Below are 25,952 nucleotides of genomic sequence, written 5' to 3' on the forward strand. Positions count from 1 at the left end.
GATGATCAAGTAGTGTACAATTTACTAATAAAATAGCCCGTGTTTGGAGGAAAGATATGAATTCTATGCAAATGTGGAGCAGTCGATTTAGAAAATTTTTTCTTGATAACAAGTTTGTTCTCTTTTTACTCATCCTGCTATTAATAGGGTTGAATATCCTTGTTTTCATGAAAGCATCTTTTATTTTCACACCGCTCATTGTACTCATCAAAACCATTGCCTTACCGATTATTTTAACGGGGGTTGTGTATTATTTATTAAATCCAATTGTGAATTTATTAGAGAGATTTAAGGTCAAACGGATCTTTTCGATTTTGCTTTTATATATCGTCATTATTGGGATCATTACAGTGACCATTGTATCTATTATTCCTTTTTTACAAGCACAAACGATGAGTCTGTTTCATAATCTGCCAAAATACGTTGATACGGTAGAAGAACAGATTAGACAATTAACTGGAAGCAACTTTATTAGTCAAGTGCAGAAAACGATGAACTTTAACGTCTCTGAATTGGTGAGTAAAGCGTCAAGTCAAGCGACGAAGATTTTGGAAAGTACTTTTACTGGAGTCGGCACTTTCTTAGGGGCGCTTACTGAAATTATCATCTCGATCGTGACGGTTCCGTTCATTCTGTTTTATCTATTAAAAGACGGCAAAAAACTGCCTGACTATTTCTTGAAATTTATCCCGAATAAGTTTAGAGACCATACTCATATCGTGCTTCACGAAATGAACCATCGTCTAAGTTCTTATATACGCGGGCAGATCATTGTCAGCTTCTGTATCGGTATTCTTCTTTTAATTGGCTATATGATTATTGGACTTGACTATGCGCTGCTGCTGGCGATTATTGCGGCATGTACAAGTGTAGTGCCATACCTTGGTCCAACCATTGCGATTACACCAGCGATTGTGATTGCGCTTGTGACATCACCAGTGATGCTTTTAAAACTCATCATTGTCTGGACAGTGGTTCAACTTATTGAAGGGAAATTCATTTCTCCTCAGGTCATGGGGAAAAACCTTCATATCCATCCGATTACGATTATTTTTGTTCTATTAACAGCAGGTAAATTGTTCAGCGTCGTCGGCATCATTGTTGCGATTCCGACGTATGCCGTTCTGAAAGTGATCACGACCCACCTGTTTGATTGGTTCAAAATGCGATCCAATTTGTATAAAGAAGAAAAGGTTTGATGTCATAATCTTTTTTAGAAAAAAATATAGTATCATAAAGACGAGCTTTCGAAAAAGAAAGCTTGTCTTTATGTGGACATAGATGTTTGCCTTCAAAAGATCAGAATTGAAAGGAAAGAAAATCATGAATCTATGGGATTTATTCGTGGCACTGGTTTTAGGAATTGTCGAGGGATTAACAGAGTATGCACCTGTCTCGTCTACAGGGCATATGATCATTGTTGATGATCTTTGGCTAAAATCAAAAGACATCATTACGCCAGAGGCTGCAAACACATTTAAAGTCGTGATTCAGTTAGGTTCTATTTTAGCTGTCATGATCGTGTTCAAAGATCGTATTTTGAACTTATTAGGCTTAAAGAAAAATATCACAGAAGAACAAAAACGCAGCGGACATAAGCTGACCATTGCTCAAATTGCTGTTGGACTCGTCCCAGCCGTCATTTTAGGATTCTTATTTGAAGATTATATTGATAAATATTTGTTTGATGTGAGAACGGTCGCTGTCGGTTTGATTTTAGGGGCTGTGCTGATGCTTGTCGCTGATTGGATCAATAAACGTAAAACAGAAACAAGCTCTGTGGATAATATGACGTACAGACAAGCGCTGTATATCGGGCTATTTCAATGTTTAGCACTATGGCCAGGCTTCTCGCGTTCAGGTTCTACAATAGCAGGTGGTGTTATTCTTGGACTGAATCACCGAGCGGCGGCTGACTTTACGTTTATTATGGCCATGCCGATTATGGCGGGAGCAAGCCTCTTAACACTTGTTAAAAATGCCGAATATTTAACAACAGACATGCTTCCATTCTTTATTGTGGGCTTTGTGAGTGCGTTTATTGTGGCTCTCTTTGTTGTTCGATTCTTCCTAAAACTGATTAATAAAATCAAACTTGTGCCTTTTGCGATCTACCGAATCATCCTAGGTCTGATTTTATTCATCATGTTTATGTAATGATGGAAAACTACTCTTTTAAAAGAGTAGTTTTTTTGTTGTTTTGCTCTTTTAAACAGTAAAAACAGCCTCTTAATTGGTAGAAAAAGAAGTTTTTTCTTAAATTAGTGTTTAAGTGACAAAGAAAAGGGTAGTACATAAACATACCAATTAAAGGAGGAGTTAGAAATAATGAGGAAAACAAGTAAATTTTTTGTTAGCTCTATGATTGCTACGTCAATGGTTGCTGTCCCTTTATCTCTTACGACTTTTGGTCAAAAGGCTGAAGCTGCTACGACAACAGGTGTCGATGGAAGTGTCTCGATTGATCCAGTAGCCATTGCCGATAAAATTGAACAAGCAGTAAAATCATCTCAAAATCGTGATGGATTTGTAAAAAATGCGGCATACAGTGCATTCTATGAAGCAGGTCAAAATTACAACGTAGTTGTTCAAAACTTAAGCCAAGATCATGATTTTAGCGGACTGAACAATGTTGTTTATTATGATAGTGTTGAATATGACGGCATTACGTTTGGTATTTGGGTATTTGAAGATGGTACGTTTGTCAACAATGGTGACGGGGGCTATATTAACTGGACTTTTGTTGGCAGCTTTGACCGCGAAGAAGGAAGCGGTACTGTCGATTTCCATAAAAGATTCTAATCTCAACGTCAAAAGTCTGCCGATTCATCGGCAGACTTTTTTTAAAGCGCACATTCTTCTATTTCAAAACCTAAATCTTCAATGATGTGATGATCGGTTTGAACTTGCTGTCCTTTTGTCGTTAAATAATCGCCTACAAAAATAGAGTTCGCTGCATATAATGCGAGAGGCTGAAGCGTTCGTAAATTAAACTCTCTTCCCCCAGATACTCGAATTTCCTTAGCCGGGTTGATAAATCGCATCAGTGCCAAAACCTTCAACGCTTTGATTGGATGTGTACGTTCTTGATGTTCAAGAGGCGTTCCTTCAATTGCATGGAGAAAGTTGACGGGAATCGAATCCGCATCAAGGGCTCTAAGCGCAAAAGCCATTTCGACAATTTGTTGATTGGTTTCGCCCATTCCAATAATAACCCCTGAACATGGTGACATCCCTGACTGTTTGACCTTCTCAATGGTCGATACGCGGTCATCATACGTATGGGTCGTTGTAATTTGAGCATGATGATCTTGATGTGTATTGAGATTATGATTATACCGATGAACACCCGCTTCCTTCAGCCGTTTCGCTTTTTCTTCATTTAATAACCCAAGGCATGCACACACCTTCAAAGGCATCGTCTCAGTAATTTCCTTTACTGCTGCGGTGACTTCATCTAATTCACGGTGCGAAGGTGCTCTCCCGCTTGCTACAATACAATAAGTCCCCGCTTTTCTTTTTAACGCCTCACGCGCACCGGCCACAATGGTTTTTTGGTCAAGCATTGTATATCTCTCAAGCAGAGCTGTTGAAATCACCGATTGTGAACAATACCCGCAGTTTTCAGGACAATATCCGCTTTTGGCGTTAAAGATCATATTTAATTTCACCTTTTTTTGAAAAAAATGAAATCTCACCTGATAAGCAGCATGCATAATAGGCAGCAACTCTGCGTCGTCTGCTTCAAGAATTTTTAGACCTTCTTCCATCGTAATTGGTTCATCATTGATGGCTTTCTTCACGATCGTTTCCCAAGACAAAGACGTTATTTTTCCCATCATAAGCCCCTCTCAATATGTAAACTTATTTTTATTAAAAGTTAACATAATAGATAGAGATTGGCAAGCACTGGTAAGCATCCTAAGTAAAAACACAAAAAACACAAAAAGGCGATGAACATATAGTCATCGCCTTTTCATATGAAAAAAATCGCTTAACGAACAGTAATATAGTTAATAACAAGCTCCCCTAGTGAATTATAGTAAGACACTGTAACAGAACCGCGTTGTACAGCACGGATCCATGTGAAGTTTGGAGCAGTTTGGTCTAATTGAATGGCATACGTTGCGCCTGAGACAGAAATTTGACTTGCTGGAAGTGAAACAGCGATTGAAGAACCTACAGTAAGTGTGCGGTTCACCGTAATCACTTTATTCATAATAGGAGCTTTTGCTATAACTGGTTCTTTAGGCTGTGCAGCTGCATGAGCACCTTCTGTTTGGAAGAACGTAAGAGCACCTAAAGCAGCTAAAGACAATGTACAAGCTTTCATTAATTTTTTCATCGGTAACACTCCTTTTTTTGGTATATACATATATTAATAATAATAGAATTATATGTCAATCAAAATAAGTGGAAAAATGAGTATTTTTGGTGAAAATTGTCACATATTATGTAGGGGAAGACGATTTTATCCCAAAAAACATGATTTTTTATTCATATGTCATTCTTTTTTAGGGGGAAAAAGAGACATAAAAAAAGCTGGGTATCTACCCAGCTATGTGATGCTTTATGAAAAGAGATCTTTTATTTGTCGTCTGTCTGTTTTGGCTGACGGCCTTTTTGTTTTTCTTTCTCTCTAATGTAGTTAATAAAGTCGATGGTTTGTCTTCGTGCTTCTTCAGAAAAATCGGAGGCAGCTTTAAACGCAATTTGCAAATCAGGATCATCTGCAAGATCGTCATCAGAGGCGTTTTTGTCTTTACCTGTGAGAAGATAATCTGTTGAGACCCCGTATAACTCGGCGATTTTCACAATCATTTCACCATCTGGCTTTCTCAATCCATACTCCCAGTTAGCATAGGTCGACATCGCCTTTAATCCGAGTTTTTTGGCAACGGTAGACTTACTCCATCCATGTTTCTCTCTTAATTCAGTTAGAATCTTTCCAGTCAAATTATCCATCGGAAACACCTTTTTTCATATTATGTGTAAATTTTATCATGAATTACACGGAAAAGATAAATAAATACACAAAAAGAATAAAAATATGATTGACTTACTCGTTTTGTGTATATTATCATAATGAATATAACTTACACATAATGAGTAAGAGGTGGAAACATGAAACTTGAAAATTTACGAGAAGAACGAATATTACAAGGAAAAACACAAACGTATATGGCGAAAAAACTTGGATATAAGTACACGAGTGGCTATGCAAATATAGAAATGGGCCGAACAAAGCCCAGCTTAGAAATAGCCAAGCATATTGCAGATTTGCTAAATATCGGTGTTCAAGAGCTTTTTTTTGGTCAAAAGTTACACAAAAAGAGTAATAGTCTTGAGGAAGACCGTTCTTAAAAAGGGGAGACAAACAGAATGAGTATCGAACATCCGATGGTGACACAAATGAATGATTTCGGCTATCCAAAACGTTACTGGCCATATGAAATGTCCCGAAATGGTTATCGATTAGAGGACGAGGACCGTGAGAAAGGATTTGATGATGATGAGACATCAGATGACATTTGATGCCCGAAAAGAAGCCCAGCATTGCCTAGTACAAGCTGGCGGCTGGATCACTTTTCATCAAAAAGAGCCGATTTTTGCTTTCCCCACGGCAGAAGAAAAACGCACATACATGACCCTCATGGCAGAAAAAGCCGTTGATGACAAGAAGAAGGAAAGGATGAATGCGACATGAATCGATTGAAGCAAATCATGACATTCCTGAAATGTTTGCTCAATGCGGGTCAAAACGAACAAGACATTCGGCAGTGGGCGAAGGATGACGGGAGATCGTAGCATGGTCCTTCATTTTATCATTGAAAAAGAACATTTATGCACAAAAGAGACATTGATAAACAGAATTCAAACAGCCACAAAAGCGCAATGCACAAGCAAAATAAAAGGCGCATTATCACTCGACATTCGCTCATTTTACAATATGCCCATTGATCTAGCGAACAGCCAAGACACGCGTACATCTGCTGAAAAAGGCTTGATACGCCCGGTACACATCAGCATTCTTCAACCAAATTTGCAGTATATACAAGAAGCACTTCATGCCTTTACCGATGACGCCTCTTTACAGATTGTAGAATTAAGAGTTTCACAGTTTTATAGCATGCGTCCTCGAATGGAAATCATTTTAAATACGATGGGTGATGATATGAGATCCTCACCACCAAATAAGGAGACAAGCATATGAACGAGCCAAAACAACTCATGATTCAAGAAAACCAGACATTTGTCGGTGAAATGGAAAAAGGAAAGATTCAAGTCATTGTGTTAGATGGAAACGTAGGAACGGCTTATATGATGGATGTACCTGAGCATGGAAAAACAATTATTCAAACAGCAAAAGGGCATTTTGCAAGAGTCGATCATGAGATTGGTTTTAAAATCAGCTAGTCTGATGAACAAAAACAACTGAATAAGTCCAAGACGGAAAGCCTGCGGACACTGATCAAGACCCTATAGAAAGGGGCTGATTGGTGTCCGTTTTTTATTTTCTTAAAAAAGGGAGAGAGCATAGATGCAAGATTTACTGATTGAATATAAAAGAAGTTTAAAAGATGCCAGAAAACGATATGAACAATTGAAAGACAAAGAAGAGAAACAGATGTCAGATCAGGACAAACATGATCAAAAAATGATCGCCAGTATGGTCAGTGATTTAGAATACGTGGTGGAATGGCTTCAAATCGGTAGAGAGCCGGGCGCACGCAGAGGATTAGATAGACGGTCTGTGTATCAGCGCACCATTCTTGCTAATCAAGAGGTATTAGAGGCTTTATCACATGAATACACCCTCATTCAAGAGAAAGAAAGAGAGGTAAGTGAGCGGGACAAAAGGCGAATTGACGAAGCCTTATCCGTTTTGACAGATCGAGAGAAAGACGTATTTTTTATGCACACAACGCAGGGTCTGTCATTTAGCGAGATTGCGATCATGCTAGATGTAAAAAAAGGAACAGTCCAAAAACATATGGAAAGAGCTCGGACCAAAATGTCCAAAAAAGTACAAGAACGCCTATTCAAAGCAGCTGAATAGGCGTTTTTTCTTTCATCACATCAATCTTCAAAAGCTTGTCTTACAGTTGCCACCTATAGTTAGAAAGACCAAACGAATGTTTGCTAGCCCGGCACAAATGATTCCTCTTCAGGGAATCATTCGAACTAAAAGGAGGCGGCAGGTGAATGTAAATGAAAGATAAACGGATAGAGGCTAAGCAGGATTATATGAAAGGGATGACGTACCAGCAGCTAGCGGATCAATACAACGTCTCCATCCATACCGTCAAATCATGGAAAAGACGATACGGCTGGCAAAGACAAAAAACACCGTCAAAGCAGGCGCACTCGATCTTTCATCAATTTCTTTCAGATGAAACGATTGAAATCATGGAAAAAATGGATGGACGCACATCTCTTGATATCATCTGGGATCAAATTCAAATTCAATACGCAGCCATTATTCGAGCGCAGCGCATCATGCATGTAGCAGATCAAGATGACATGATCAAAGAACTGAAAAAGGCGACATACTTGCCTTCTTCATTAGAGGAAGAAACAGACGAAGGCATTCATCCAGAGCCAGAGATCACGGCAGAGGAATTTTCGTTTCAATTTTCATGGGATCGGCATGCCACTTTTTTAAATGCCCAATCTCGTGCAATGGGAGAGCTAAGACGGCTGATTAAACAGTTTGAAGAGCTCGCTCATGCGAAAGATGAACGAAGATTAAGGCTGAAGCAAATTGAGCTGACAATCGAAAAAACAAAAAAAGCAGTTCGTGAGGAAAAAGAAGAAGATCTTCATATCATGATCAAAAGAAAAGAGGACGATTCATGACGCCGTTGATTGAAAAAGAAGTCAATCCTCACTTTGAACACTTTTTGTTCGATTGGAATCAAAAGTTTCAGTTTTTAGTAGGCGGCTATGGCTCATCCAAAAGCTATCACATTGCTTTAAAGCTGATCTTAAAGCTGCTTGAGGAAAAACGGACAGCACTTGTCATTCGAGAAGTGTATGATACGCACCGGGAGTCGACCTATTCTCTTTTACAAGAAATCGTCAGCGATCTTGGCATCGATCATCTAGTAAAGTGCCGCAGTTCACCGCTTGCTCTCACTTTTCGCAATGGGAGCAGCATTTTATTTAAAGGACTGGACAAGCCTGAGAAATTGAAGTCGATCAACAACATCTCAATGATTTGGATTGAGGAGTGTTCCGAGGTTTCTTATGAAGGGTTTAAAGAACTGCTTGGAAGGCTGAGACATCCGGTTTTACCTCTTTATATGATGTTATCGACGAATCCCGTTGGTCAGGATAATTGGACGTACAGACATTTCTTTCGAGATGAGCAGCTGAAACGTTTTGTCCTTGATGACGAAACCTTATACAAACAGCGAACCATCGTGATAAAAGATACGTACTATCACCACTCAACAGCAGAAGACAATCTATTTCTTCCTAAAAGCTATGTCAAGCAGCTGGATGAGCTGAAAGAATACGATCCAGACCTTTATCGAATTGCAAGGAAAGGATACTTCGGTATCAATGGCACAAAAGTGTTTCCGCAATTTGAGGTCAGACAGCATGCTGACGTATTAGAAGCGATCGGGCAGATTGAAAGACCGCTGAAACGGGCGGGGATGGATTTTGGATTTGTCGAATCCTACAATGCGCTCATTCGGTTAGCTGTCGATCATGAAAAAAAGTACTTATATATTTATTGGGAATATTACGACCGCGGGAAAACGGATGATGAAACAGCTGTTGATTTGAAAGAATTTGTTGAATCAAAGGAACTGATTAAGGCAGATGCAGCAGAACCTAAAACGATTCACTATTTTCGGCAGCACGGATTTCAAATGGTCGCTGCGCATAAGTTTCAAGGGTCACGTTTGCAATATACAAAGAAAATCAAACGATTTAAGAAAATCATTTGTTCTGATGCTTGCCCTTATACCATCTATGAACTTCAATCACTAACCTATAAGGCAGATAAGAACGGCCGCTTAGAGGAAGATGAATTTCAAATCGATCCACACACATTATCTGCCATTTGGTATGCGCTAGATGATTATGAGGTGACCGATTTGAAACAGACTGCTTCAGAGCGTGTCCGTCCAAACCGAGAGAGGAGGTCCATACAATGAAACAATTAAAAGCAACGATTATGAAGGCCAACATGTCTGATCATACAAAACAAATGTATGAGGATGAATTTTCATACGAAAAAGATGACATTGTCCCGCCGCCCTACCATATCAATGAATTAAAAAGCATGGCAGAATACTCAACGATTCTTCAGCAATGTATAGATGCGTATCGAACAAACATTTTAGGCTTTGGCTTTGGGGTGGAATACGCCTTTGATTTCAATGCGGAAGATGTGAAACCGGTCAAAAAGAAGACAGCCGAGAAGGAATGGACAAGACTCGAAGAGTTTACAAAATACATGAACTATGATGAGTCTGCTGACGTGATTCTTGGTTATGTCCTAGAAGACCGGGAGAAAACAGGAAATGGCTTTTTAGAGGTGCTGCGGGATGGACAAGGAAAGCCGGCAGGAATCGAGTATTTGGATGCACTCCATATTCGCATTTGTAAGCTGAGTGAGCCAGTCGACGTCGAATTCCGCTACACAGAAAACGGCGAATTAAAGACGATGAATCGCAAGAAACGATTCCGAAAATATGTGCAGGTCATCAATGAGAAGAAAGTCTTTTTCAAGGAGTATGGTGATCCGCGCATATTAAATTATGAAACAGGCAAGTACGATGATGCTACACCAGAACCACTTCAAGCAACAGAAGTCATTCATTTTAAAATTGGCAGTGGGACGTATGGGATTCCCCGCTGGATTGGCAACATCGTCAATATGTATGGCGCACGAAAAGCAGAAGAGCTGAATTATCTTTATTTTAAGCAAGGACGGCATGTACCTGGTGCCATCATTGTCGAAAACGGCATGCTGTCAGAGACTTCTTATCAGCAGCTACAAGATTATATGGATGATATTGAAGGGTCTGATCATGCGCATAAGTTTTTATTGCTTGAAGTAGAAGGGCTTCCGACAGAAAAAGGATTAACAGGTGAAGAAGATGTATCAAGTGTCAAAGTGAACTTTAAATCCTTGGCGGAAATCCTACAAGAGGATGCGCTCTTTTTAGAATACGATGAAAAGACGAGAAACAAAATCCGCTCCGCTTTTCGTCTGCCGCCTATTTACACAGGAGAGTCACAAGATTATAACAAGGCCACAGCAGATACCGCGCGAAAAACAACGGAGGAGCAAGTGTTTCAGCCAGAGCGGCATCTTATTACAGGGAAGCTCAATACTCTTTTTCTCCCGGATTTAGATATATGGCATGTCCGCTTTCTATTAAATGGTCCTGACTTTAGAGATCCATTAGAGATAGCAAAGGTTCTGACACCATTTATTCAGGCTGGGGCAGTATCGCCAAATGATTTACGAGATCTTGCGGGGCGTATTCTTGGTAAGACGTTAGAGGAATGGCCGGAAGAATTCTACCACCGACCTTTAGAAAGCCGCATAAAAACAGCTGATGGGCTGTCTCCATCCGAGTCAAACCAGCTGAAGAAATAGAAGGACGTGAGCTTTTTTTGAAAGGGGGTGAACATATGCCAAGGGAATTAAAAAACGCAAAAATTACACATGTTTCCTATGTGGACAAGGCCGCCAACCAAAAGAAATTTTTCTTGATGAAAGCAAAGAAAAAGCAGCCTGACTTTCAAAAAGAAGTCAGTGTCCTGACGAAGGCAGAGGATGCCCATCGCCTCGTATATGGCGTCGTGTATGAACCCAATACACCTGATGCACATCAAGACTTTATGTCGGCCAAAGAAATTGAAAGAGCAGCACACGGTTTTATGAAAGATGCCCGTCACATTGATAAACAGCATGATTTTCAAGACGGTGTTGGCGAAGTCGTCGAATCATACATTGCCCCAGCGGATTTTGAAGTAGGCGGGGAGCTGATTCAAAAAGGATCTTGGGTACTTGTGACAAAGGCATCACAAGATATTTGGGACCAAATTCAGCAAGGCCATATTACAGGCTACTCAATGGCTGGAACAGCAGACATCATCGCAATAGAGGAACACGATCAGCTCCTATCTCAAGAAACGAACGAGAGAGGGCTTTTTTCTTTGCTGAAAAATTTCTTTTTGAAAGAGGAAGGTGCAAATATGCCACAACAATTTTGGAGCGTTTTAGATCATCTGCTGGAAACGTTGCAGTCAAGTGATGGTGATGAGTCTAGCGTAAGAGCGGCACTTGAACAATTGATTCCAATCGTGCAGGATGTGTTGAAAACAAATGATGTCCTCCAAACGATTGGCGAAAGACCAGCATCCGTTCAAAAGCAAGATGCCGGATTAACGACTGATCAAGTACGCGAACTAGAAAAAGCAAAAATGGCCATCGACAACGTTTTACAACAAGCGGATAAACAAGGGACAGATCAAACAGGTGAAGAAGAACCTGTACAAAAAGTGCTGGAGCAAGTGGTTGCGCCAATTCGTCATCAGCTCTCTTCCTTAGAGAAATCAGCCGGCAGAGAAAAAGCAGCGATTCAGGAAGTGCTTCAGCAACAGCTACTGCCTATTTCAGAGCGGATACACATGCTTGAAAAAGCGCGGGGCATTTCTAAACAAACAAATCACGATACACAAAATGATATGACAAAGCCCATATGGGATGGCTTACTATAAGCCTAAATAAGGAGGAAAAAGTGTGAGAAATCAAGAGTTGATTCGCAAGGCTGAAATGACACTTGCCAGCTTAAAAACAGGCGGTCTCATGAACGCAGCCCAATCCAACACATTCATTAGAATGATGCAAAATACACCAACCGTTTTAAATGATGCACGTATCATTCCAATGGAAAGTGATTCACAAAAAATCGAAAAAATCGGCTTCGGTCAGCGCATTTTACGCCCAGCAGAAGAAGGCAAAGCGCTTGATGCAAAAGACCGTGTTGTCCCAGCGACAAGCACTGTCCAGCTCAATGCAAAAGAAGTCATTGCTGAGATCCATATGACGTACGACAGCATTGAAAACAACATTGAAAAAGACGGGATTCAGCAGACCATTATGCAAATGCTGGCGGAACGAGCGGCAGTCGATATTGAAGAACTGATCGTCAACGGTGATACAACATCACAAGATCCATTTTTAGCTCAAATGGATGGCGTACGAAAACAGGCAGTTTCTCATATTGTCGATGCGAATGGAGCGGAAATTAGCCGTCAAATGTTCAAACAAGCCTATAAAGCGATGCCGTCAAAATATTTACGTGTACCTCAGGATTTCCGTTTTTATACATCCCCAAGTTTAGAGGTCGAGTGGAAAGACCAAGTAGCAAACCGTCAGACAGGTCTCGGAGACGCGGCGATTCAAGGCGGACTTTCTTCTGCATTCGGTGTTCCGGTCAAAGGTCTTGCCAATATGCAGCCATATGATGAAGAAGGAACAGACGTATCAGATATTTTACTGACACATCCGAAAAACATTATCGTAGGGTTTTCTCGCAATATTCGTATTGAAGTAGAAAAAGATATTCGCAGCCGTAAGTTTATCATTGTTCTGACAGCGAAGCTCGACAGCAAATTTGAGGAAGAGGATGCTGTAGCCAAAGTAATGAAAGTGAAAGAGTAGGTGACAGCAGGCTATGATCATTTCTGCTGAGGAACTACAAGCCTATTCTGTATTTGATCGCGTGAAAAATCGTTCTGTAGAGAGACTAGCGGCAGATATTATTGAAGCAGAAGCAGCGGTATTTCAAATTGTCGGGCACGATTTTACACATGAAAAATATCAGCCCATTCCTGAAAAAGCAAGGATCGCCTTATTAAAAATGGCCCAGTATTTTGCCATGCTGAATGATGATGAATCCATGATGAAAGGCTTGACTTCAGAAAAAATGGGTGATTATTCATATGCAAAGGCAGCGGACAAAGTGAAAGGCAGACCTTATGTGTATGCCCTTCTTGTTGATTATATTGAACCTTCACTAACTGGCGGCAGCGCCAATTTAAAGGTGAGATCATTATGAGTTATGATTCTCTATTAACGGATCGCTGTGATCTTTTTCACTTAGAGAATGAAGAGGCAATCCGCGGCAAATTTGGTATACCAGCAGGAGATCTGCAGACGGATCTCACGTATCCTGATACACCAAGTATGAGAGATGTGGCTTGCTATGTTGTAGAAAAAAGCCAGTCACTCGTGCAAGAAGAACCGAATACAGTCATCTATCAGTCCTATCTCGTCCATTTCCCTTTAGCAAGCGACATTCGCTTGCATGACAAAATGGTGTGGAACGGCATCTCACTCAAGTTGCAGCAGCCAAAAAGAGTGAAAAATCATCACATGGAAGTGATGGCCGTCAGAAAGGAAAACCTATGAAAATTGATGGACTTGACCGGCTGCTATCCCAGCTCCAACAGGCAAATAGTGGCAGCTTAACGGCGCAATATCAAGAGTGGTTACAGGAAATGGGCTTACAGTTTTTAGACATCATTCAAGATGAAATCATCAAAGAAAAGGCTGTTGATACAGGCCGTCTCCTCAATTCCTTTCAAAAAGGTGACAAGGAGAATCGCTTTCTCACTTCCCGAGGCGGGCTCACGCTAGAAGTAGGGACACAGCTCGATTATGCCTCTTACGTGAATGATGGACATGCCATTTCTTCAAATGGAGAACGAAGATGGGTGCCTGGCAGATGGAACGGCAGCCGCTTTGAATATGATCCGAATGCCAGTACTGGCATGATGCTTTCATCTCAATGGATTGAAGGAAATGGGTACTGGGATCATGCCGTCATGCTCTATGAACAAATGTTTGAACACTCGCTGGATCGAAAGCTTCAAAGCTGGATCGATCGACATTTTGGGAGGTGATGGAATGAATCAAGAAGTCGGGGCAATCATGCATTATATATACACACGCTATCCAGTGAAAATGTATGATCGTCTTCTGCCAGAGCGTTTTCAAGTGCCATCTGTTTATGTGCCGCCAGTGACTGTCATTAGTGGTCCAGATACAGTGTCTACTTTTATGAAATCTTATTCGCTGCAAGTGAAAGTGTTTCATATGGATACAGAAAAAGCGCATGATGCGGCGGAAACAGTCGTCGATGCATTGCTTGCTGATCGTCAAATCATTCAGATGATCAGTGAAGATGGAGAGGTGCTTGATGATTATGTCCGCATAAAAAGAGTGGAAACAAGAATCATAGATCAAGGTGTAGCAGCGATTGTCCTGACATGGGATAGCAGCTATTGGTACAACCGAGATAAACAGCCAAGCCTAGAAGATATCAATTTTTCAGATGGGGTGATCAAACGTGAGCAAGACTAAAAAAACACAGCTCGATCAAACAGCGGGCGAAGAAAAAGAATTTGGCTTTTCATTTGAAGCCTTAAAAGAGCACAGTAAGGATCTTTTTGGGGTAAAACCAGAAATCCTAGAAGGTGCTCTTTTTTATATCAAACATCAACCAATTACAAAAACAGAAGCAAAGAAGCACATCGATGCTTTTTTGTCCAAGGAGGTTTAAAGGATGAACGGAGGCACTTTTACACCAGGTACAGAGAAAAAGCGTCCTGGCATTTACTTTAATTTTAAAACAACAGCAGAGCAGCGAATTACTTTAGGCGAGCGAGGAACAGTTGCACTTCCTCTTGTCATGAGCTGGGGAGAACCAAAAACCTTTATTTCCGTTTCCGATATGGAAGACTTAAATAAAAAGGTCGGGCTTAACATTGATGATAAGTCACTTCTTCTTTTCCGTGAAGCGAAGAAAAAAGCGCAAACGGTCTTGCTTTACCGCCTAAACGAAGGAGAGCCAGCCAAAGCGGAAATCGCAGAAAACTTTGTGGTTACTGCCAATTACGGTGGTCAAAAAGGAAATGAGATTACCATTCAAGTGGCAGAAAATGTACTCGACAGCACAAAACGTGACGTCATTACCTATCTTGGAACAGATATTGTCGATAAACAGGTGGTCACAGATGTCAAAGATCTTGTGAAAAACAAATACGTTCAATTTTCTGGTGAAGGCGAAGCGGTCATTACTGCTGGAGCGGCTTTAAGCGGCGGGAAAAACGGTGTGGCAAGTGTCGCAGATTATACAGCTTTCCTAGAAGCAGCTGAAACGGAATACTTTGATGTCATTGCACTCCCAGTCGATAATAGTGAGCAATTAAAAGCAACATTCGCGTCATTTATTGAGCGTTTACGTAATAAGCAAGGACGTAAGGTACAAGGCGTTGTGGCTAACTATGCAGCTGATCAAGAAGGAATCATCAATGTCACAAGCGGTGTTGTTTTAGAAGACGGAACAGAACTCGCGCCTGCTCAAACAACAGCTTGGGTCGCAGGAGCAAGTGCAGGAGCGACTTTTAATCAGTCACTGACCTTTGTTGAATACGAAGGCGCAGTCGATACATTAGAGCGTCTTGATAATGATCAAGTAGAATACCGTTTATCACAAGGAGAGTTTCTTTTCACTTTCGATGCAAGAGACCGCACGGTGAGCGTTGAAAAAGATATTAACTCTTTGACAAGCTTCACGGTTGAAAAGAACCAGCAAATGGCGAAAAACAAAATCATCCGTGTGCTAGATGCAATCAACAATGATTTAACATTTGAACTGAAAAATTTGATTAAATTACGCAAAGCCAATGGCAATGACATTCCAGCATCTGATGATGGAGTGCAGCTTGTGAAAACACTGATTACACAGTATCTCACACAACTTCAAGATGGCAGCGGTATTACAGGCTTTAACTCAGAAACAGATATCGTCATTGGCCTCAATGAAGATCGTGATGGGTTTATCATCGATTTAGCAGTACAGCCAGTAGACGCAGCAGAAAAATTCTATTTCAATGTGGAGGTGAAGTAAGATGGCTTTTAAAGCGCAAAATACAATCTCAGGTAAAGAAGGTCGTCTTTTCTTAGAAGGTGAGGAACTTGCCTTTATCAAAACGTTTGAAGCAAACGTGGAGAAAAATAAATCAGAAGTGAACGTAATGGGCCGCCGAATGACTGGCCATAAAACAACTGGGGCAAACGGAACAGGAACGGCAACATTCTATAAAGTTACGTCACGTTTCGTTCAACTCATGCTCAACTATGTGAAAAAAGGGGAAGATCCTTATTTCACTCTTCAAGCGGTAATTGATGATAAATCATCAGGCCGAGGCACAGAGCGTGTGACATTATTCGATGTCAACTTTGATTCAGCTAAAATTGCTGGACTAGATGTCGATTCAGAGGCACTTGAAGAAGAAGTTCCATTTACATTTGAAGACTTTGATCTGCCTGAAAAGCTGAAGAATTCTTTCTAAGAAATGCGGAGGAAATTAGCTAATTAATTAGCTAAATAAAAACCAAATATGCTATAATGCAAATGTAATGAAAAATGAATGCATTTGTAATGCACATTGCATTCAATGACACACAAAATGATGTTTACATGCAAAGCGATTTGCATACAATAAAAAGAAGCCAGGATGCGCTAACATCCCGGCAATGTACAATGAGGCCCTTCAAGGGGCTGGCTTATCAATTAGATAGTTTTAAGGATAGACTTTCCCTTTCACCTACCAAAGCTCAAGGGGAGTCTATTTTTTGTTTATATACGTCAACAAAGCAAGGATAAACATCCCGAATAAAAGCATTAGGGAAATCGCTTGGAACGTTGACATGAGCATCACCCCCTTCCTATCGGGGATGAGCCAGACACCCTTGAGCAAGCCGTTCAATTGTACGAGTTATATTATACATGAAAAGATTGGAAAGCACATTCAAAAATGGATGTGCTTTTTTGTATTCAAAAAACAAACAAAAGGGAGTTTTTAAACATGAGCGAAAAACAAACATTTGATCTTTCATTTTTTATGCCAGGACAAACAGTAGAAGCAGAAGAGGTCAAAGTACCAATTTCTAAGCGTTTTGTTGATAAAAAAGGGAATGTCATTCCTTTTGTCTTCAAAGCGATTACTACGGAACGTATTGATGAACTGGAAAAAGAAAACACCACGTTCAAAAATGTCAAAGGCAGAGGCCGTGTGAAAGACTTAGACAGCCAGCGCTTCTACGCACGAATTGCCATTGAATCGACGATTTATCCAGATTTCCGCTCAAAGGAATTAAGAGAAGCCTACAGCACACAAGATCCAGTTGAAGTTGCAAAACGTGTTTTATCTGTCGGCGGTGAATACGCAAACTGGTTAAACAAAGCGATTGAAATCAATGGATTTGAAGACGAAATTGAAGATTTAGAAGACGCAGCAAAAAACTAATAAAAGATGGGGATAAGGAAGCGGTGTTTTTATATTACGCCATGCATGAGCTTCACTATTCCCCATCAGAACTTCTCGATTTATACGAAGCACCAAGACAATTTAAGGCATTCTTATTCGGACTCATCAGCTACAAACTCGACATGCTAGAAAAAGAAGCAAAGAAAGGAGGGAAATAAACTGGCGAAGCTCACTGCACGATTTGAATTAGAAGACAAAGTATCAAAGAAGCTGTTGCGCATTCAAAAACGATTTCAAACGTTTGAGAAGCAGCTAAAGCCATTTAGAAAACCGGTGAAAATAAGCCTGGAAATGGATGAAAAGAAGCTAAGGAACCTCAATTTATCGATGAGAAGGTTTTCTGTATTATCCATGAAGCTAGATCAAGGAATCTATCGTGATCTCAAATCATTAACAAACCAGCTGAACATGATACCGAAACAGATGGTCATATCGATTCAAGCAAAAGGACTAGATGTCATTAAATCCAGTATAGATCGCTTGAAACAATCACAAGCAAGTCCAATCCTGCTGACGTTCAAACTGAATGATCAGTTGTCAGGAAAAATGTCATCGATCAAAAAATCAATCCTTCAGCTCATGAACAGAACATACTATATGAGATTAAACATGGTTGACCAAGCCACCGCTGCCATTCAACGAATCAAAAAGACACTCAAAAGCTTGACAATGGCTAAACACGAAATCAGAGTATCTGTTCAAGACAATGCAAAGAGTAAGTTGAAAAAACGAGATCAGGCAGAGTCAGTTGTGAAAGAACAAAATATAAAAAAAGAACCTGAGGCTGTTAGTCCGCCAGTTAAAACGGATGAACCTAAACAGGATTGGCTCCAGAGCCTTGCTAATAAAGGGTTAAATGAAATTCAAAAATATGCAGGTGATGTTGCAGACAAGGTGAAAGAAAAATTAAGTCCTAGAAAGTTTTGGGACGAAAAGGCACTTCCTTGGGTTGAAAATAAAATGGAAGAGTACAAGCAAGATGTGATCGGAAGAATAAAAGAGAAGATTAAATTTAATCCTGAAAAAAAACTAGATGAATTGGTGACCAATGTATTAGATCGTCTCTTTGGTGCAGGTGATCAATCGAATGGAAGTAGCACTCCAGCGCCAACAACAGCGCCAACAACAGCGCCAACAACAGCGCCAACAACAGCGCCAACAACAGCGCCAACAACAGCGCCAACAACAGCGCCAACAACGGCACCAACAACAGCGCCAACATCCACACCATCAAATTCAGCTCCCAATAAGAAATCTAAGCCGCGAGGTGGTAAAGGTTTGTTTCGCAATAGTTGTTGTCCCTGTTGTGCAAGAGGTTTAAGCAGGGGAGGATCTACTAAAACTAAAAATAGAAATGGTCAATCACCAAGACAACCTAGAAATCCAAATGCCACAACAAGAACCGAAATGAATAGAAGACCTCCAAGTAAATTAGGGGATGCGTTGAAAAATATCGGTAAAGGGAGCGGTAAATTATTAAAGAAAGTACCTATTCTAGGCAGTGTACTTAGTGCAACAAATCTAATTGGTATGAAAAAAGAGAATGCTGGTGAAAAAATCGGTGCGACTGGAGGAGGAATCGCCGGTGGAATGGCAGGTGCTGCAGCAGGTGCTGCTATTGGCAGTGTAGTTCCAGGGGTAGGTACAGCCATAGGCGGCTTAGTAGGCGGCATCGCTGGAAGTATGGGTGGAGAATCTATCGGTGAAACAATTGGAAAATGGTTTGATGGCGGTGGATTTGAGAAGATTGGCCAAAAGGCCATTGAAATCAAAGATCAAATTGTTGAAGTGTGGTCTACAGTTGCGGACTGGTTTATACAAAATGTGTGGACACCATTAAGCAGCACGGTTGGCACAGTAGCAACCACAATCTGGTCAAGTCTAGTCAATGCATGGACATGGATACAAGAAACATTCAGTGCAGTTGCGGGCTGGTTTATCGAAAATGTGTGGACACCGTTAAGCGATACAGTTATTACGGTAGCAACCACGATCTGGTCAAATCTAGTCAATGCATGGACATGGATACAAGAAACATTCAGTGCAGTTGCGGGCTGGTTTATTGAAAACGTTTGGACACCGCTAAGCGACACAGTCGTTACGGTAGCAACCACGATCTGGTCAAGTCTAGTCAATGCCTGGACGTGGATACAAGAAACATTCAGTGCAGTAGCAGGCTGGTTTATTGAGAATGTGTGGACACCGCTAAGCAGCACAGTTGTCACAGTCGCTACGGGGATTTGGACAGCATTATCAAATGCGTGGAAAACCATTCAATCAATTTTTGGAGCAGTATCCTCTTGGTTTATGAACAATGTATGGAATCCGCTTGTAGAAACGGTTGGAACCATCAAAGATAGCATTGGGAAGAAGTTTGAAGAAGCGTATAAAGTGGTGACAGATATATGGGATGGATTATCCAAATGGTTTAAAGATAATATTCAGACACCGATCGTAAAAGTGGCAGGTGCCATAAGTGATGGTTTTTCTAAAGCATTTGGTTGGGTTCAAAAGATTTTTGAAAAAGCAGGCGGTATTGTAGATGTTGTAATAAATTGGATCGTTGGAAAGAAAAAACCTGATAATAATGCAACAGGCGGCTATATCACCCAGCCTACCTTATCATGGATTGGTGAAGCGGGTAACGAATTTGTCATTCCAACTCAAAATAACCGGGGCCGTGGGAAGATGTTGCTTGCACAAGCTGCTTCTCATCTTGGAATGTCTGTTGTGCCAAGCAGCAGCGGAGCAGCAAGTCCAGTTTCTAGCTCTCCAGCTCCAATAACGCCAAATGCTCCAGCAGCTCCAACTGCTTCTGCCGGTTCAATTGGTGGAACGGTTTCAATGAATGGAAACATCCAATCTGCCAGCATAGGTGAGCAATTTAATCATGATTTTGAACAAGGGCTGAATCAAAAAGTGGTTTCACTTGATCAATGGAAGCAAAAAAACATTCAGCAGCCATTTAATCAAATGACATCAGATTCAGGAAAGTACGGACAACAAACGGTATCGGCATTTGCTACTGGCCAGCAAATGACACCAACAGGAACTGATAGCTTTTTGCAAAGTCGTGTAAAAGCACCATACCAACAAGTGATGACAGCATCACCAACTTGGGGTTCTGGAACTGTTAGTGGCTTTGCAACAGGTCAAAATGCCACATCAATTGGCACAAGCCAATACGTAGACCAACACGTCAAACAACCATTCCTGCAAGCCAAACAAGAATCACCAGGATGGGGTTCAGGAATGATCGATGCCTTCAATAGCGGCATGCGTTCAAAAGCAAGTGAAGTCACACAAGCTGCCAAAGAAATGGCGAAGAAAGTGGAACAGGCGTTTAGAGAAGAACTAGACATTCATTCTCCTTCGCGTGTCATGATGAGTCTAGGGAAATTCGCATCGATTGGTGTCGTCAAAGGGCTCGATTCAGTTGATGTGAAAAAGTTTGCTGAAAATCAAGCGGGTTCATTAATCGGAGCGTTCAGCGGTATGGGTGCTTCAGGTCTTAGTGTTCAGCAATGGCTCATGGCAGCTCTGATGGCGACTGGCACATCGATGAGCTGGCTTCCAGGTCTTATGACAATCGCTCAGCACGAATCAAATGGTAACCCGAAAGCCATCAACTTGTGGGATTCCAACGCCAAGAAGGGAACGCCTTCTAAAGGGTTAATGCAAACCATTGGGCCGACCTTTCATTCTAATAAAGGCAAGGGCATGAATGATATTTGGAACCCAATTCATAATGCCGTAGCAGCCATTAACTACATTAAGGGCAGATATGGAACAGTCTTCAATACACCGGGATTACGGAGTATGAGAAGAGGCGGTCCTTATAAAGGCTACGCCAATGGCGGATTGATTACTCAGGAGCAGGTAGCTAGAGTCGGTGAAGGAAACAAACGCGAGTGGATTATTCCAGAAGAAAGAGGCATTCGCGGGAGATATTTATTGACGCAGGCAGCAAAGGCACTTGGGATGCAAGTCTATGATCCATCAAATGCATCTGCTCCTTTACCAGAATCACAGATGCAGCAAGTTACCTCAGCACAGTCAGCTGGGAATACAACAACGTCTGGTAATAAACAAATCACCATCCAGTTTAATGGTGATCAGCATTTCCGTAATGGACAGGATCAGCAATCGCTTGTCGAAAAAATTAGACAAATGCTTGTAGACGAATTGGAAGTAGAGCTTCAGACAGGAACGAAAGGGGTCGTGATCGATGGGTAAATCAGTGTATCAATTGTGGATTTCCCAAGGCAAGGAGAAGTTGCGATTCCCTGTGCTTCCATCCGAACTTGAGATCACAAATAATGTACAAAATGAAACAGTGAAGGTCTCCTCCTTTGGAGAACTGACTTTTATTGATGTACCATCGGCTAAACAAGTATCATTCACCTCATTATTTCCTAAGAAATATTCGCCAATTGCTGAATATAAAAGCATTCCATCACCAGAGAATGCAATAGCGAAAATTGAACGAATGATGCGTTCAAAGAAGTCTGTGCGACTGATTGTGACAGGGACTAAAATCAATATGACGTGCAGCATTGAGAGCTTCACACACAAGGAAGGGTCTTATGACATAGGGGATCGTGAATTTACGATCGAGTTAAAGGAATATAAAACCGCATCGCCTAGGAAAATCAAACGAAAGAAAAAAGCAAAACAAACCAAAAAGAAAAGACCCTCAAAAACACCACCAAAATTGTACACTGTCAAAAAGGGAGATACTCTGTGGGCCATTTCAGGCCGTTTTTATGGCGATAGTACAAAATGGCGGCGTATTTGGAATGCCAATAAAGCAGCGATGATCAAACGAAGTAAACTCAATATTAAACAGCCGGGATATTGGATTTTTCCAGGGCAAAAATTGAAAATACCACAATAGGGGGGCTGACATTGATTGAGCTTTTTGCCATCAGAAGCGGCACGATGTATGAGCTTGTCACAGAGAGTGTGACACTTCAGGGGCAAAGGTATCAGGCCCCTCGCTCTATTCAGGCGAATATTATCACAAAGCAAGGCAGTCAAACATATTACCGTGTCTCAGAAGGAGACACGGTTCTTTTTAAATGGAAAGGAAAAGAGCTGTTCAGAGGCATCGTGTTTTCTAGGACGCCTGTTGAAGGAAAGCTGACCTTTACCGCATACGATATGCTCCAATATTTAGTGAAAAACCAAGATGTATATGTTTTTTCAAATCAACGGGCAGATCAAATTTTGAGGCGGATCGGGGCAGACTTTCAAATTCCTATGACATCCATCGCAAATACAGGACATGTCATGAAGTCTCTCGTTTTTAAAAATGACACGAGTTTATATGACATCATTTTAAAAGCATTGAAGGAAACGAAGCGGCAAACCGGTAGAAATTATCAAATTTTTTCTGCTAAAGGCAAGATGGGGCTGAGAGCTTGGCCCGATCCAGAGGACGTGTGGGTCATTGAATCAGGCGTCAACCTCATCGGTTATCAGTACAGCACCTCCATTGAAGAGACAGCAACACGTGTGAAGATGCGCACGTCTGTAGACGAACAGGGGAAGAATAAGAAAAAAGGTAGCAAATCAGATATTGTGGTGATCGAACAGGACAAAGCGGGTCAGAGTCAGTACGGCATTTTACAGCATGTGGAGACGGTCACAGGTCAAATCAACCAGCCGCAGCTTCAAAAAAGAGCGAAAGTACGCCTAGCTGAAAAAAAAGGCGTCAAACAAGAAGTGAAAAGCATACAAGCACTCGGAATCCCTGAACTGCAAAGCGGTCTGCCAATCTATTTGAAAATCCCTGAAATCAACATCAAAAAAACCTACTGGATCGATCAAGACAAGCATGAATTCAATGGAGTGAAGCACACCATGACAATTGACGTCGTTGAGAAAAATTCCATGCCAAAGGGTGATCAAGCATGAGATTAAGTGAAGCAATTAAACGACTCGCTGTCAATGCAGTAGATGCAGCTTCTCCAATTGATCTGGTGATTGGAGAGGTCACAATGGCTTCGCCTCTTCACATCCGATTAAATGAAAACAGTAAGCTGATCATTCCGGAAGAACTGCTTATTTGGCCTAAACGCTTAAATAAGGGTGAGGATGATGAGTTGAAAAGGGGAGACAGCATTATGGTACTTGCAATGGCAGGAGGGCAGTCCTTTTACATCATCGACAAATTGTAAGGGAGGTGATGAACGTGGCACTTTCACCAGAGGAAGAAATCGAGGAAACAGAGGAAGATGAAGAGGTAGAAACCTCGACGACGTATCGCATAGATTTTGAAAATGGCAGGCTGACAAATGAAGCCATTACAGGCATTGAATCGATCCGTCAATTTATTTATATGACATTGCGAACAGAGCGCTATGCACATCCCATTTACAGTCACGATATTGGCACTGAAATTCAGGAGCTATTGACTGATACTGAAGCAACTGATGAATACAAAGAAATGGAGATTCCAAGATTGCTTGAAGAAGCATTGGTCGTTGATGAGCGGATTGATCATATTGAAGAGATAGAGGTCACGAAGCAAAATGATGCCTTTCAAGTCAAACTAACCATTGTCACAGATGAAGGCACATTAGAAATAGAGGAGGTGATGGAGGGAGATGTTTGAGGAGCAAACGTATGAGGCGTTGATGGAAAGAATGCTGGACAGGCTGCCAGATGACATAGATAAAAGAGAAAACAGCGTCATTTGGAATGCCTTGGCGCCTGCTGCTGCTGAACTGGCTCAGTCGTATATTTGGCTTGATCAAGTGTTTGAGCTTGTCTTTGCTGATACAGCACAGGGGGAATTTTTAGATCGCCGAGCGGCAGAAGTAGGGATTGAACGAAAGCCAGCCACCAAAGCGGTGTGGTCCGTAACCATTCAACCAGAGAACGTAAACATTCCAGCAGGATCAAGATTCTTTATTGAAGACGTTTATTTTCAATTTTCAAAGGACGGTACACTAGAATGCGAGACAACTGGTACAGCCGGCAATGGGCAATTAACAGGTCAGCCGCTGCTATCGCTTGATACCATTCCAGGTCTAGAGTCGATGATCATGAAGGAATTGGTGATACCAGGGCAAGAGGAAGAAGATGATGCGTCATTATACGATCGGTATTTAATACGCGCAAGGCGAGAGGCTGTCAGTGCCAACAGAGCACATTACAAAAAGTGGGCCGAGGAAGTGGTTGGTGTCGGCAGAGCGAAAGTTTTCCCGCTATGGAATGGAGAGGGAACGGTCAAAATTGTCATCACAGATGGCAATCTAGATGTAGCATCTGAGCTTCTTGTCAAAAGGGTCCAGGAGTATATCGATCCTGTACCGGGAGAAGGAGAAGGGCAAGCTCCTATTGGCTCAAAAGCAACTGTGGAAAGCGCCAAGTGGCTGGATATTGACGTAGAAGTGTCCGTCGAACTTCAGATGGACTGGACACTTGAGGGTGCGCAAAAAGAAATAGAAGAAAAGGTCAAAGCACTGTTAAAATCAATCGCATTTGAAAAAAGTACGATTCGAATGTCCGCTTTAAATGATATTTTGTACCATTCAGAGAGTGTGTCCGATTATGCAAACGTCTTATTGAATGGGGAGTCAAAAAACTTAGTATTACAGGACATTGAGATACCACGTCTGAGGCAGGTGAAGGTTATTGAGCAAACTTGATGAAATGAAAAACTACTTGCCGCCTTATTTCACAGAGATTTATGATGTGGATCATTTACTAAAAACGGAGGCGCCAGAGTTTGAACAATTGGATGAATCCATTTTTGATGTAACGGATCAATTTTTCCCTTTAACAGCGACGTGGGGATTGAATCGGTGGGAAAGAATGCTCAAGGTGCAGCGAGAGTCAGATGATTCGATTGAGCTGCGCAGAGCGCGATTACTTAATATGATGTCGAACATTCCACCAATTACGTATCTTTCATTAGAGAAATCTGTGAATCGATTTCTTAAAAATCCAAGTGCGATCATCCGTCTTACAGTCAACCGTTATCATTTTGCATTGCGTGTCAACCTAGATGACCTGCAAAACACAAGATATATCGTCGAAATACTCGAAACGTTAAAGCCAGCACATTTGGCGTATACGTTCACCGCCATTCATCATACCGATGTTCATGAAACAAATGATCATCACCAGCGGCTCACACTGCGAAGCAGAGTGGGCTTTTTCGATCATATTCCAATTTTACTCAATGGTGAATTCGTATTAAATGGAACGTTCTATCTCAGCGGGATACGAGGTACTACGGAGGTCCCTGCTCGCTTTCGGCATTCATTAAAGATGAGAATGCTGCTTCAACAAGAGAAAGAAACAGCATATCGTCTGAATTATGTCATGACTGGAGCATCGCATGAAACGAAGCAAGCAGCTACGCTGACTTTGCGCGCAAAGAACCAGCTTTCACATCAAATGAAAAAGAGGATGACGTTCCGCTTACCGGTACATGTTCAAAATGAACAAGACGGCAGTTTACTGATCAAGGAGCATTATTGGATTCTCGATGGATCCATTCCGCTTGATGGATCAAAAATGCTAGCAGCAACTTCTAAAAAAATAGACCTATAAGGAGGATCACA

Annotated in this window: 35 protein-coding genes; 30 read left to right on the forward strand and 5 right to left on the reverse strand. The window is 41.3% G+C overall.

Going from position 1 to position 25,952, the window contains the following annotated elements; all coding sequences use genetic code 11:
* The first annotated feature begins 56 nt into the window (after nt 1-56).
* The 3 genes from KFQ09_RS14330 (at nt 57) to KFQ09_RS14340 (ending at nt 2,802) form a co-directional block, all read left to right on the forward strand.
* Complete coding sequence (locus tag KFQ09_RS14330; protein ID WP_007500555.1) at nt 57-1,199, forward strand: AI-2E family transporter; 1,143 nt, start codon at nt 57-59, stop codon at nt 1,197-1,199.
* A gap of 124 nt (nt 1,200-1,323) precedes the next feature.
* Nucleotides 1,324-2,157, forward strand: a complete 834-nt coding sequence (locus tag KFQ09_RS14335) for an undecaprenyl-diphosphate phosphatase (RefSeq protein ID WP_035390159.1) — start codon at nt 1,324-1,326, stop codon at nt 2,155-2,157.
* Between the two features lie 171 nt (nt 2,158-2,328).
* A complete protein-coding gene (locus KFQ09_RS14340; protein ID WP_007500557.1) occupies nt 2,329-2,802 on the forward strand; it encodes a hypothetical protein in 474 nt (157 codons plus the stop codon).
* Between the two features lie 41 nt (nt 2,803-2,843).
* Here the strand turns inward: KFQ09_RS14340 and bioB are convergent, their stop codons facing one another.
* The 3 genes from bioB to KFQ09_RS14355 form a co-directional block, all read right to left on the reverse strand.
* Entirely contained in the window at nt 2,844-3,839 is a 996-nt protein-coding gene (bioB, locus tag KFQ09_RS14345) for a biotin synthase BioB (RefSeq protein ID WP_017358975.1), read from the reverse strand.
* 155 nt (nt 3,840-3,994) lie between these two features.
* Nucleotides 3,995-4,345: a hypothetical protein gene (locus KFQ09_RS14350; protein WP_003213146.1), complete on the reverse strand. Its 351-nt coding sequence runs from the start codon at nt 4,343-4,345 to the stop codon at nt 3,995-3,997.
* Nucleotides 4,346-4,587: 242 nt separating this feature from the next.
* A complete protein-coding gene (locus tag KFQ09_RS14355) occupies nt 4,588-4,965 on the reverse strand; it encodes a helix-turn-helix domain-containing protein (RefSeq protein ID WP_007500560.1) in 378 nt (125 codons plus the stop codon).
* A gap of 159 nt (nt 4,966-5,124) precedes the next feature.
* On the opposite strand from KFQ09_RS14355, the gene KFQ09_RS14360 reads away from it, so the two are divergent.
* From KFQ09_RS14360 to KFQ09_RS14445, 18 genes are all read left to right on the forward strand, one after another.
* Nucleotides 5,125-5,364, forward strand: coding sequence for a helix-turn-helix transcriptional regulator (locus KFQ09_RS14360; protein WP_017358976.1), 240 nt, complete (start codon nt 5,125-5,127; stop codon nt 5,362-5,364).
* An 18-nt stretch (nt 5,365-5,382) separates the two neighbouring features.
* The gene (locus KFQ09_RS14365) at nt 5,383-5,535 is read left to right on the forward strand and encodes a hypothetical protein (RefSeq protein WP_017358977.1); all 153 of its coding nucleotides are present in this window, start codon (nt 5,383-5,385) and stop codon (nt 5,533-5,535) included.
* Nucleotides 5,513-5,707, forward strand: coding sequence for a hypothetical protein (locus tag KFQ09_RS14370; RefSeq protein WP_226650593.1), 195 nt, complete (start codon nt 5,513-5,515; stop codon nt 5,705-5,707). Before KFQ09_RS14365 ends, KFQ09_RS14370 begins: the two co-directional genes overlap by 23 nt.
* A gap of 102 nt (nt 5,708-5,809) precedes the next feature.
* Nucleotides 5,810-6,214 carry a RusA family crossover junction endodeoxyribonuclease gene (locus KFQ09_RS14375; protein WP_060781344.1) on the forward strand — a complete coding sequence of 135 codons (405 nt, stop codon included), beginning with the start codon at nt 5,810-5,812 and terminating at the stop codon, nt 6,212-6,214.
* A gap of 17 nt (nt 6,215-6,231) precedes the next feature.
* Complete coding sequence (locus tag KFQ09_RS14380) at nt 6,232-6,417, forward strand: XtrA/YqaO family protein (protein WP_370648332.1); 186 nt, start codon at nt 6,232-6,234, stop codon at nt 6,415-6,417.
* A 124-nt stretch (nt 6,418-6,541) separates the two neighbouring features.
* The gene (locus KFQ09_RS14385) at nt 6,542-7,060 is read left to right on the forward strand and encodes a sigma-70 family RNA polymerase sigma factor (RefSeq protein WP_017358981.1); all 519 of its coding nucleotides are present in this window, start codon (nt 6,542-6,544) and stop codon (nt 7,058-7,060) included.
* Nucleotides 7,061-7,212: 152 nt separating this feature from the next.
* Nucleotides 7,213-7,860: a phage terminase small subunit gene (gene terS / locus KFQ09_RS14390; RefSeq protein WP_255835781.1), complete on the forward strand. Its 648-nt coding sequence runs from the start codon at nt 7,213-7,215 to the stop codon at nt 7,858-7,860.
* Nucleotides 7,861-7,868: 8 nt separating this feature from the next.
* Entirely contained in the window at nt 7,869-9,170 is a 1,302-nt protein-coding gene (locus tag KFQ09_RS14395) for a PBSX family phage terminase large subunit (RefSeq protein ID WP_155518479.1), read from the forward strand.
* On the forward strand, nt 9,167-10,624 hold the full coding sequence (locus KFQ09_RS14400) for a phage portal protein (protein ID WP_213406959.1): 1,458 nt from the start codon (nt 9,167-9,169) through the stop codon (nt 10,622-10,624). The genes KFQ09_RS14395 and KFQ09_RS14400 overlap by 4 nt, the downstream gene beginning before the upstream one ends.
* Nucleotides 10,625-10,659: 35 nt before the next feature.
* Nucleotides 10,660-11,751: an XkdF-like putative serine protease domain-containing protein gene (locus tag KFQ09_RS14405; protein WP_039169992.1), complete on the forward strand. Its 1,092-nt coding sequence runs from the start codon at nt 10,660-10,662 to the stop codon at nt 11,749-11,751.
* A gap of 22 nt (nt 11,752-11,773) precedes the next feature.
* Complete coding sequence (locus KFQ09_RS14410; protein WP_008344119.1) at nt 11,774-12,697, forward strand: phage major capsid protein; 924 nt, start codon at nt 11,774-11,776, stop codon at nt 12,695-12,697.
* 13 nt (nt 12,698-12,710) lie between these two features.
* A complete protein-coding gene (locus KFQ09_RS14415; RefSeq protein WP_024719690.1) occupies nt 12,711-13,094 on the forward strand; it encodes a protein YqbG in 384 nt (127 codons plus the stop codon).
* A complete protein-coding gene (locus KFQ09_RS14420; protein ID WP_057079151.1) occupies nt 13,091-13,447 on the forward strand; it encodes a YqbH/XkdH family protein in 357 nt (118 codons plus the stop codon). Before KFQ09_RS14415 ends, KFQ09_RS14420 begins: the two co-directional genes overlap by 4 nt.
* Nucleotides 13,444-13,941: an HK97 gp10 family phage protein gene (locus KFQ09_RS14425; protein ID WP_236797679.1), complete on the forward strand. Its 498-nt coding sequence runs from the start codon at nt 13,444-13,446 to the stop codon at nt 13,939-13,941. Before KFQ09_RS14420 ends, KFQ09_RS14425 begins: the two co-directional genes overlap by 4 nt.
* Before the next feature lie 4 nt (nt 13,942-13,945).
* Nucleotides 13,946-14,401 carry a phage tail terminator family protein gene (locus tag KFQ09_RS14430; protein WP_047946736.1) on the forward strand — a complete coding sequence of 152 codons (456 nt, stop codon included), beginning with the start codon at nt 13,946-13,948 and terminating at the stop codon, nt 14,399-14,401.
* The gene (locus KFQ09_RS14435; RefSeq protein WP_008344108.1) at nt 14,388-14,600 is read left to right on the forward strand and encodes a YqzN/YkzM domain-containing protein; all 213 of its coding nucleotides are present in this window, start codon (nt 14,388-14,390) and stop codon (nt 14,598-14,600) included. Before KFQ09_RS14430 ends, KFQ09_RS14435 begins: the two co-directional genes overlap by 14 nt.
* Nucleotides 14,601-14,603: 3 nt before the next feature.
* The gene (locus KFQ09_RS14440) at nt 14,604-15,950 is read left to right on the forward strand and encodes a phage tail sheath family protein (protein WP_024719687.1); all 1,347 of its coding nucleotides are present in this window, start codon (nt 14,604-14,606) and stop codon (nt 15,948-15,950) included.
* A 1-nt stretch (nt 15,951) separates the two neighbouring features.
* Nucleotides 15,952-16,395 (forward strand): phage tail tube protein, encoded by a 444-nt coding sequence (locus KFQ09_RS14445; protein WP_003213309.1) that lies wholly within the window; start codon nt 15,952-15,954, stop codon nt 16,393-16,395.
* 276 nt (nt 16,396-16,671) lie between these two features.
* Here KFQ09_RS14445 and KFQ09_RS19590 read toward each other — a convergent pair whose 3' ends face one another.
* Nucleotides 16,672-16,761, reverse strand: coding sequence for a putative holin-like toxin (locus tag KFQ09_RS19590; protein ID WP_074041930.1), 90 nt, complete (start codon nt 16,759-16,761; stop codon nt 16,672-16,674).
* Nucleotides 16,762-16,911: 150 nt separating this feature from the next.
* On the opposite strand from KFQ09_RS19590, the gene KFQ09_RS14455 reads away from it, so the two are divergent.
* Nucleotides 16,912-17,352 (forward strand): phage tail assembly chaperone, encoded by a 441-nt coding sequence (locus KFQ09_RS14455; protein ID WP_008344099.1) that lies wholly within the window; start codon nt 16,912-16,914, stop codon nt 17,350-17,352.
* Between the two features lie 41 nt (nt 17,353-17,393).
* A complete protein-coding gene (locus tag KFQ09_RS14460; protein WP_008344097.1) occupies nt 17,394-17,531 on the forward strand; it encodes a hypothetical protein in 138 nt (45 codons plus the stop codon).
* A gap of 921 nt (nt 17,532-18,452) precedes the next feature.
* Here the strand turns inward: KFQ09_RS14460 and KFQ09_RS19595 are convergent.
* Entirely contained in the window at nt 18,453-18,599 is a 147-nt protein-coding gene (locus KFQ09_RS19595) for a YMGG-like glycine zipper-containing protein (protein WP_224559374.1), read from the reverse strand.
* 2,356 nt (nt 18,600-20,955) lie between these two features.
* Here KFQ09_RS19595 and KFQ09_RS19600 point away from each other — a divergent pair.
* Genes KFQ09_RS19600 through KFQ09_RS14495 form a run of 7 tightly spaced genes read left to right on the forward strand, consistent with a single transcriptional unit; the run spans nt 20,956 to nt 25,941 of the window.
* Complete coding sequence (locus KFQ09_RS19600; protein ID WP_370648333.1) at nt 20,956-21,609, forward strand: lytic transglycosylase domain-containing protein; 654 nt, start codon at nt 20,956-20,958, stop codon at nt 21,607-21,609.
* Nucleotides 21,602-22,270, forward strand: coding sequence for a LysM peptidoglycan-binding domain-containing protein (locus KFQ09_RS14470; RefSeq protein WP_008344093.1), 669 nt, complete (start codon nt 21,602-21,604; stop codon nt 22,268-22,270). The genes KFQ09_RS19600 and KFQ09_RS14470 overlap by 8 nt, the downstream gene beginning before the upstream one ends.
* An 11-nt stretch (nt 22,271-22,281) precedes the next feature.
* A complete protein-coding gene (locus KFQ09_RS14475) occupies nt 22,282-23,292 on the forward strand; it encodes an XkdQ/YqbQ family protein (protein WP_052320655.1) in 1,011 nt (336 codons plus the stop codon).
* Complete coding sequence (locus KFQ09_RS14480; RefSeq protein WP_017358996.1) at nt 23,289-23,555, forward strand: DUF2577 family protein; 267 nt, start codon at nt 23,289-23,291, stop codon at nt 23,553-23,555. The genes KFQ09_RS14475 and KFQ09_RS14480 overlap by 4 nt, the downstream gene beginning before the upstream one ends.
* A 14-nt stretch (nt 23,556-23,569) precedes the next feature.
* The gene (locus tag KFQ09_RS14485) at nt 23,570-23,992 is read left to right on the forward strand and encodes a DUF2634 domain-containing protein (RefSeq protein ID WP_008344087.1); all 423 of its coding nucleotides are present in this window, start codon (nt 23,570-23,572) and stop codon (nt 23,990-23,992) included.
* A complete protein-coding gene (locus KFQ09_RS14490; protein WP_008344084.1) occupies nt 23,985-25,031 on the forward strand; it encodes a baseplate J/gp47 family protein in 1,047 nt (348 codons plus the stop codon). Before KFQ09_RS14485 ends, KFQ09_RS14490 begins: the two co-directional genes overlap by 8 nt.
* A complete protein-coding gene (locus KFQ09_RS14495; protein ID WP_008344083.1) occupies nt 25,018-25,941 on the forward strand; it encodes a YmfQ family protein in 924 nt (307 codons plus the stop codon). The genes KFQ09_RS14490 and KFQ09_RS14495 overlap by 14 nt, the downstream gene beginning before the upstream one ends.
* Nucleotides 25,942-25,952: the final 11 nt, after the last annotated feature.

Origin of the sequence: Bacillus sp. FS02 (assembly GCF_024398395.1) — a bacterium.
GTDB classification, from domain to species: Bacteria; Bacillota; Bacilli; order Bacillales; family Bacillaceae; genus Bacillus; species Bacillus altitudinis.

Excerpts from the sequence above, each read along its gene's own strand:
- KFQ09_RS14340 (WP_007500557.1), top strand. The coding sequence starts at position 2,329 with ATGAGGAAAACAAGTAAATTTTTTGTTAGCTCTATGATTGCTACGTCA.
- KFQ09_RS14365 (WP_017358977.1), top strand. The coding sequence starts at position 5,383 with ATGAGTATCGAACATCCGATGGTGACACAAATGAATGATTTCGGCTAT.
- KFQ09_RS14420 (WP_057079151.1), top strand. The coding sequence starts at position 13,091 with ATGAGTTATGATTCTCTATTAACGGATCGCTGTGATCTTTTTCACTTA.
- KFQ09_RS14335 (WP_035390159.1), top strand. The coding sequence starts at position 1,324 with ATGAATCTATGGGATTTATTCGTGGCACTGGTTTTAGGAATTGTCGAG.
- KFQ09_RS14350 (WP_003213146.1), bottom strand. The coding sequence starts at position 4,345 with ATGAAAAAATTAATGAAAGCTTGTACATTGTCTTTAGCTGCTTTAGGT.
- bioB (WP_017358975.1), bottom strand. The coding sequence starts at position 3,839 with ATGGGAAAAATAACGTCTTTGTCTTGGGAAACGATCGTGAAGAAAGCC.
- KFQ09_RS14360 (WP_017358976.1), top strand. The coding sequence starts at position 5,125 with ATGAAACTTGAAAATTTACGAGAAGAACGAATATTACAAGGAAAAACA.
- KFQ09_RS14375 (WP_060781344.1), top strand. The coding sequence starts at position 5,810 with ATGGTCCTTCATTTTATCATTGAAAAAGAACATTTATGCACAAAAGAG.
- KFQ09_RS14470 (WP_008344093.1), top strand. The coding sequence starts at position 21,602 with ATGGGTAAATCAGTGTATCAATTGTGGATTTCCCAAGGCAAGGAGAAG.
- KFQ09_RS14400 (WP_213406959.1), top strand. The coding sequence starts at position 9,167 with ATGAAACAATTAAAAGCAACGATTATGAAGGCCAACATGTCTGATCAT.
- KFQ09_RS14440 (WP_024719687.1), top strand. The coding sequence starts at position 14,604 with ATGAACGGAGGCACTTTTACACCAGGTACAGAGAAAAAGCGTCCTGGC.
- KFQ09_RS14405 (WP_039169992.1), top strand. The coding sequence starts at position 10,660 with ATGCCAAGGGAATTAAAAAACGCAAAAATTACACATGTTTCCTATGTG.
- KFQ09_RS14480 (WP_017358996.1), top strand. The coding sequence starts at position 23,289 with ATGAGATTAAGTGAAGCAATTAAACGACTCGCTGTCAATGCAGTAGAT.
- KFQ09_RS14430 (WP_047946736.1), top strand. The coding sequence starts at position 13,946 with ATGAATCAAGAAGTCGGGGCAATCATGCATTATATATACACACGCTAT.
- KFQ09_RS19590 (WP_074041930.1), bottom strand. The coding sequence starts at position 16,761 with ATGCTCATGTCAACGTTCCAAGCGATTTCCCTAATGCTTTTATTCGGG.
- KFQ09_RS14385 (WP_017358981.1), top strand. The coding sequence starts at position 6,542 with ATGCAAGATTTACTGATTGAATATAAAAGAAGTTTAAAAGATGCCAGA.
- KFQ09_RS14380 (WP_370648332.1), top strand. The coding sequence starts at position 6,232 with ATGATTCAAGAAAACCAGACATTTGTCGGTGAAATGGAAAAAGGAAAG.
- KFQ09_RS19600 (WP_370648333.1), top strand. The coding sequence starts at position 20,956 with ATGACAATCGCTCAGCACGAATCAAATGGTAACCCGAAAGCCATCAAC.
- KFQ09_RS14460 (WP_008344097.1), top strand. The coding sequence starts at position 17,394 with ATGCATGAGCTTCACTATTCCCCATCAGAACTTCTCGATTTATACGAA.
- KFQ09_RS14425 (WP_236797679.1), top strand. The coding sequence starts at position 13,444 with ATGAAAATTGATGGACTTGACCGGCTGCTATCCCAGCTCCAACAGGCA.
- KFQ09_RS14490 (WP_008344084.1), top strand. The coding sequence starts at position 23,985 with ATGTTTGAGGAGCAAACGTATGAGGCGTTGATGGAAAGAATGCTGGAC.
- KFQ09_RS14355 (WP_007500560.1), bottom strand. The coding sequence starts at position 4,965 with ATGGATAATTTGACTGGAAAGATTCTAACTGAATTAAGAGAGAAACAT.
- KFQ09_RS14370 (WP_226650593.1), top strand. The coding sequence starts at position 5,513 with ATGAGACATCAGATGACATTTGATGCCCGAAAAGAAGCCCAGCATTGC.
- KFQ09_RS14415 (WP_024719690.1), top strand. The coding sequence starts at position 12,711 with ATGATCATTTCTGCTGAGGAACTACAAGCCTATTCTGTATTTGATCGC.
- terS (WP_255835781.1), top strand. The coding sequence starts at position 7,213 with ATGAAAGATAAACGGATAGAGGCTAAGCAGGATTATATGAAAGGGATG.
- KFQ09_RS14445 (WP_003213309.1), top strand. The coding sequence starts at position 15,952 with ATGGCTTTTAAAGCGCAAAATACAATCTCAGGTAAAGAAGGTCGTCTT.
- KFQ09_RS14455 (WP_008344099.1), top strand. The coding sequence starts at position 16,912 with ATGAGCGAAAAACAAACATTTGATCTTTCATTTTTTATGCCAGGACAA.
- KFQ09_RS14330 (WP_007500555.1), top strand. The coding sequence starts at position 57 with ATGAATTCTATGCAAATGTGGAGCAGTCGATTTAGAAAATTTTTTCTT.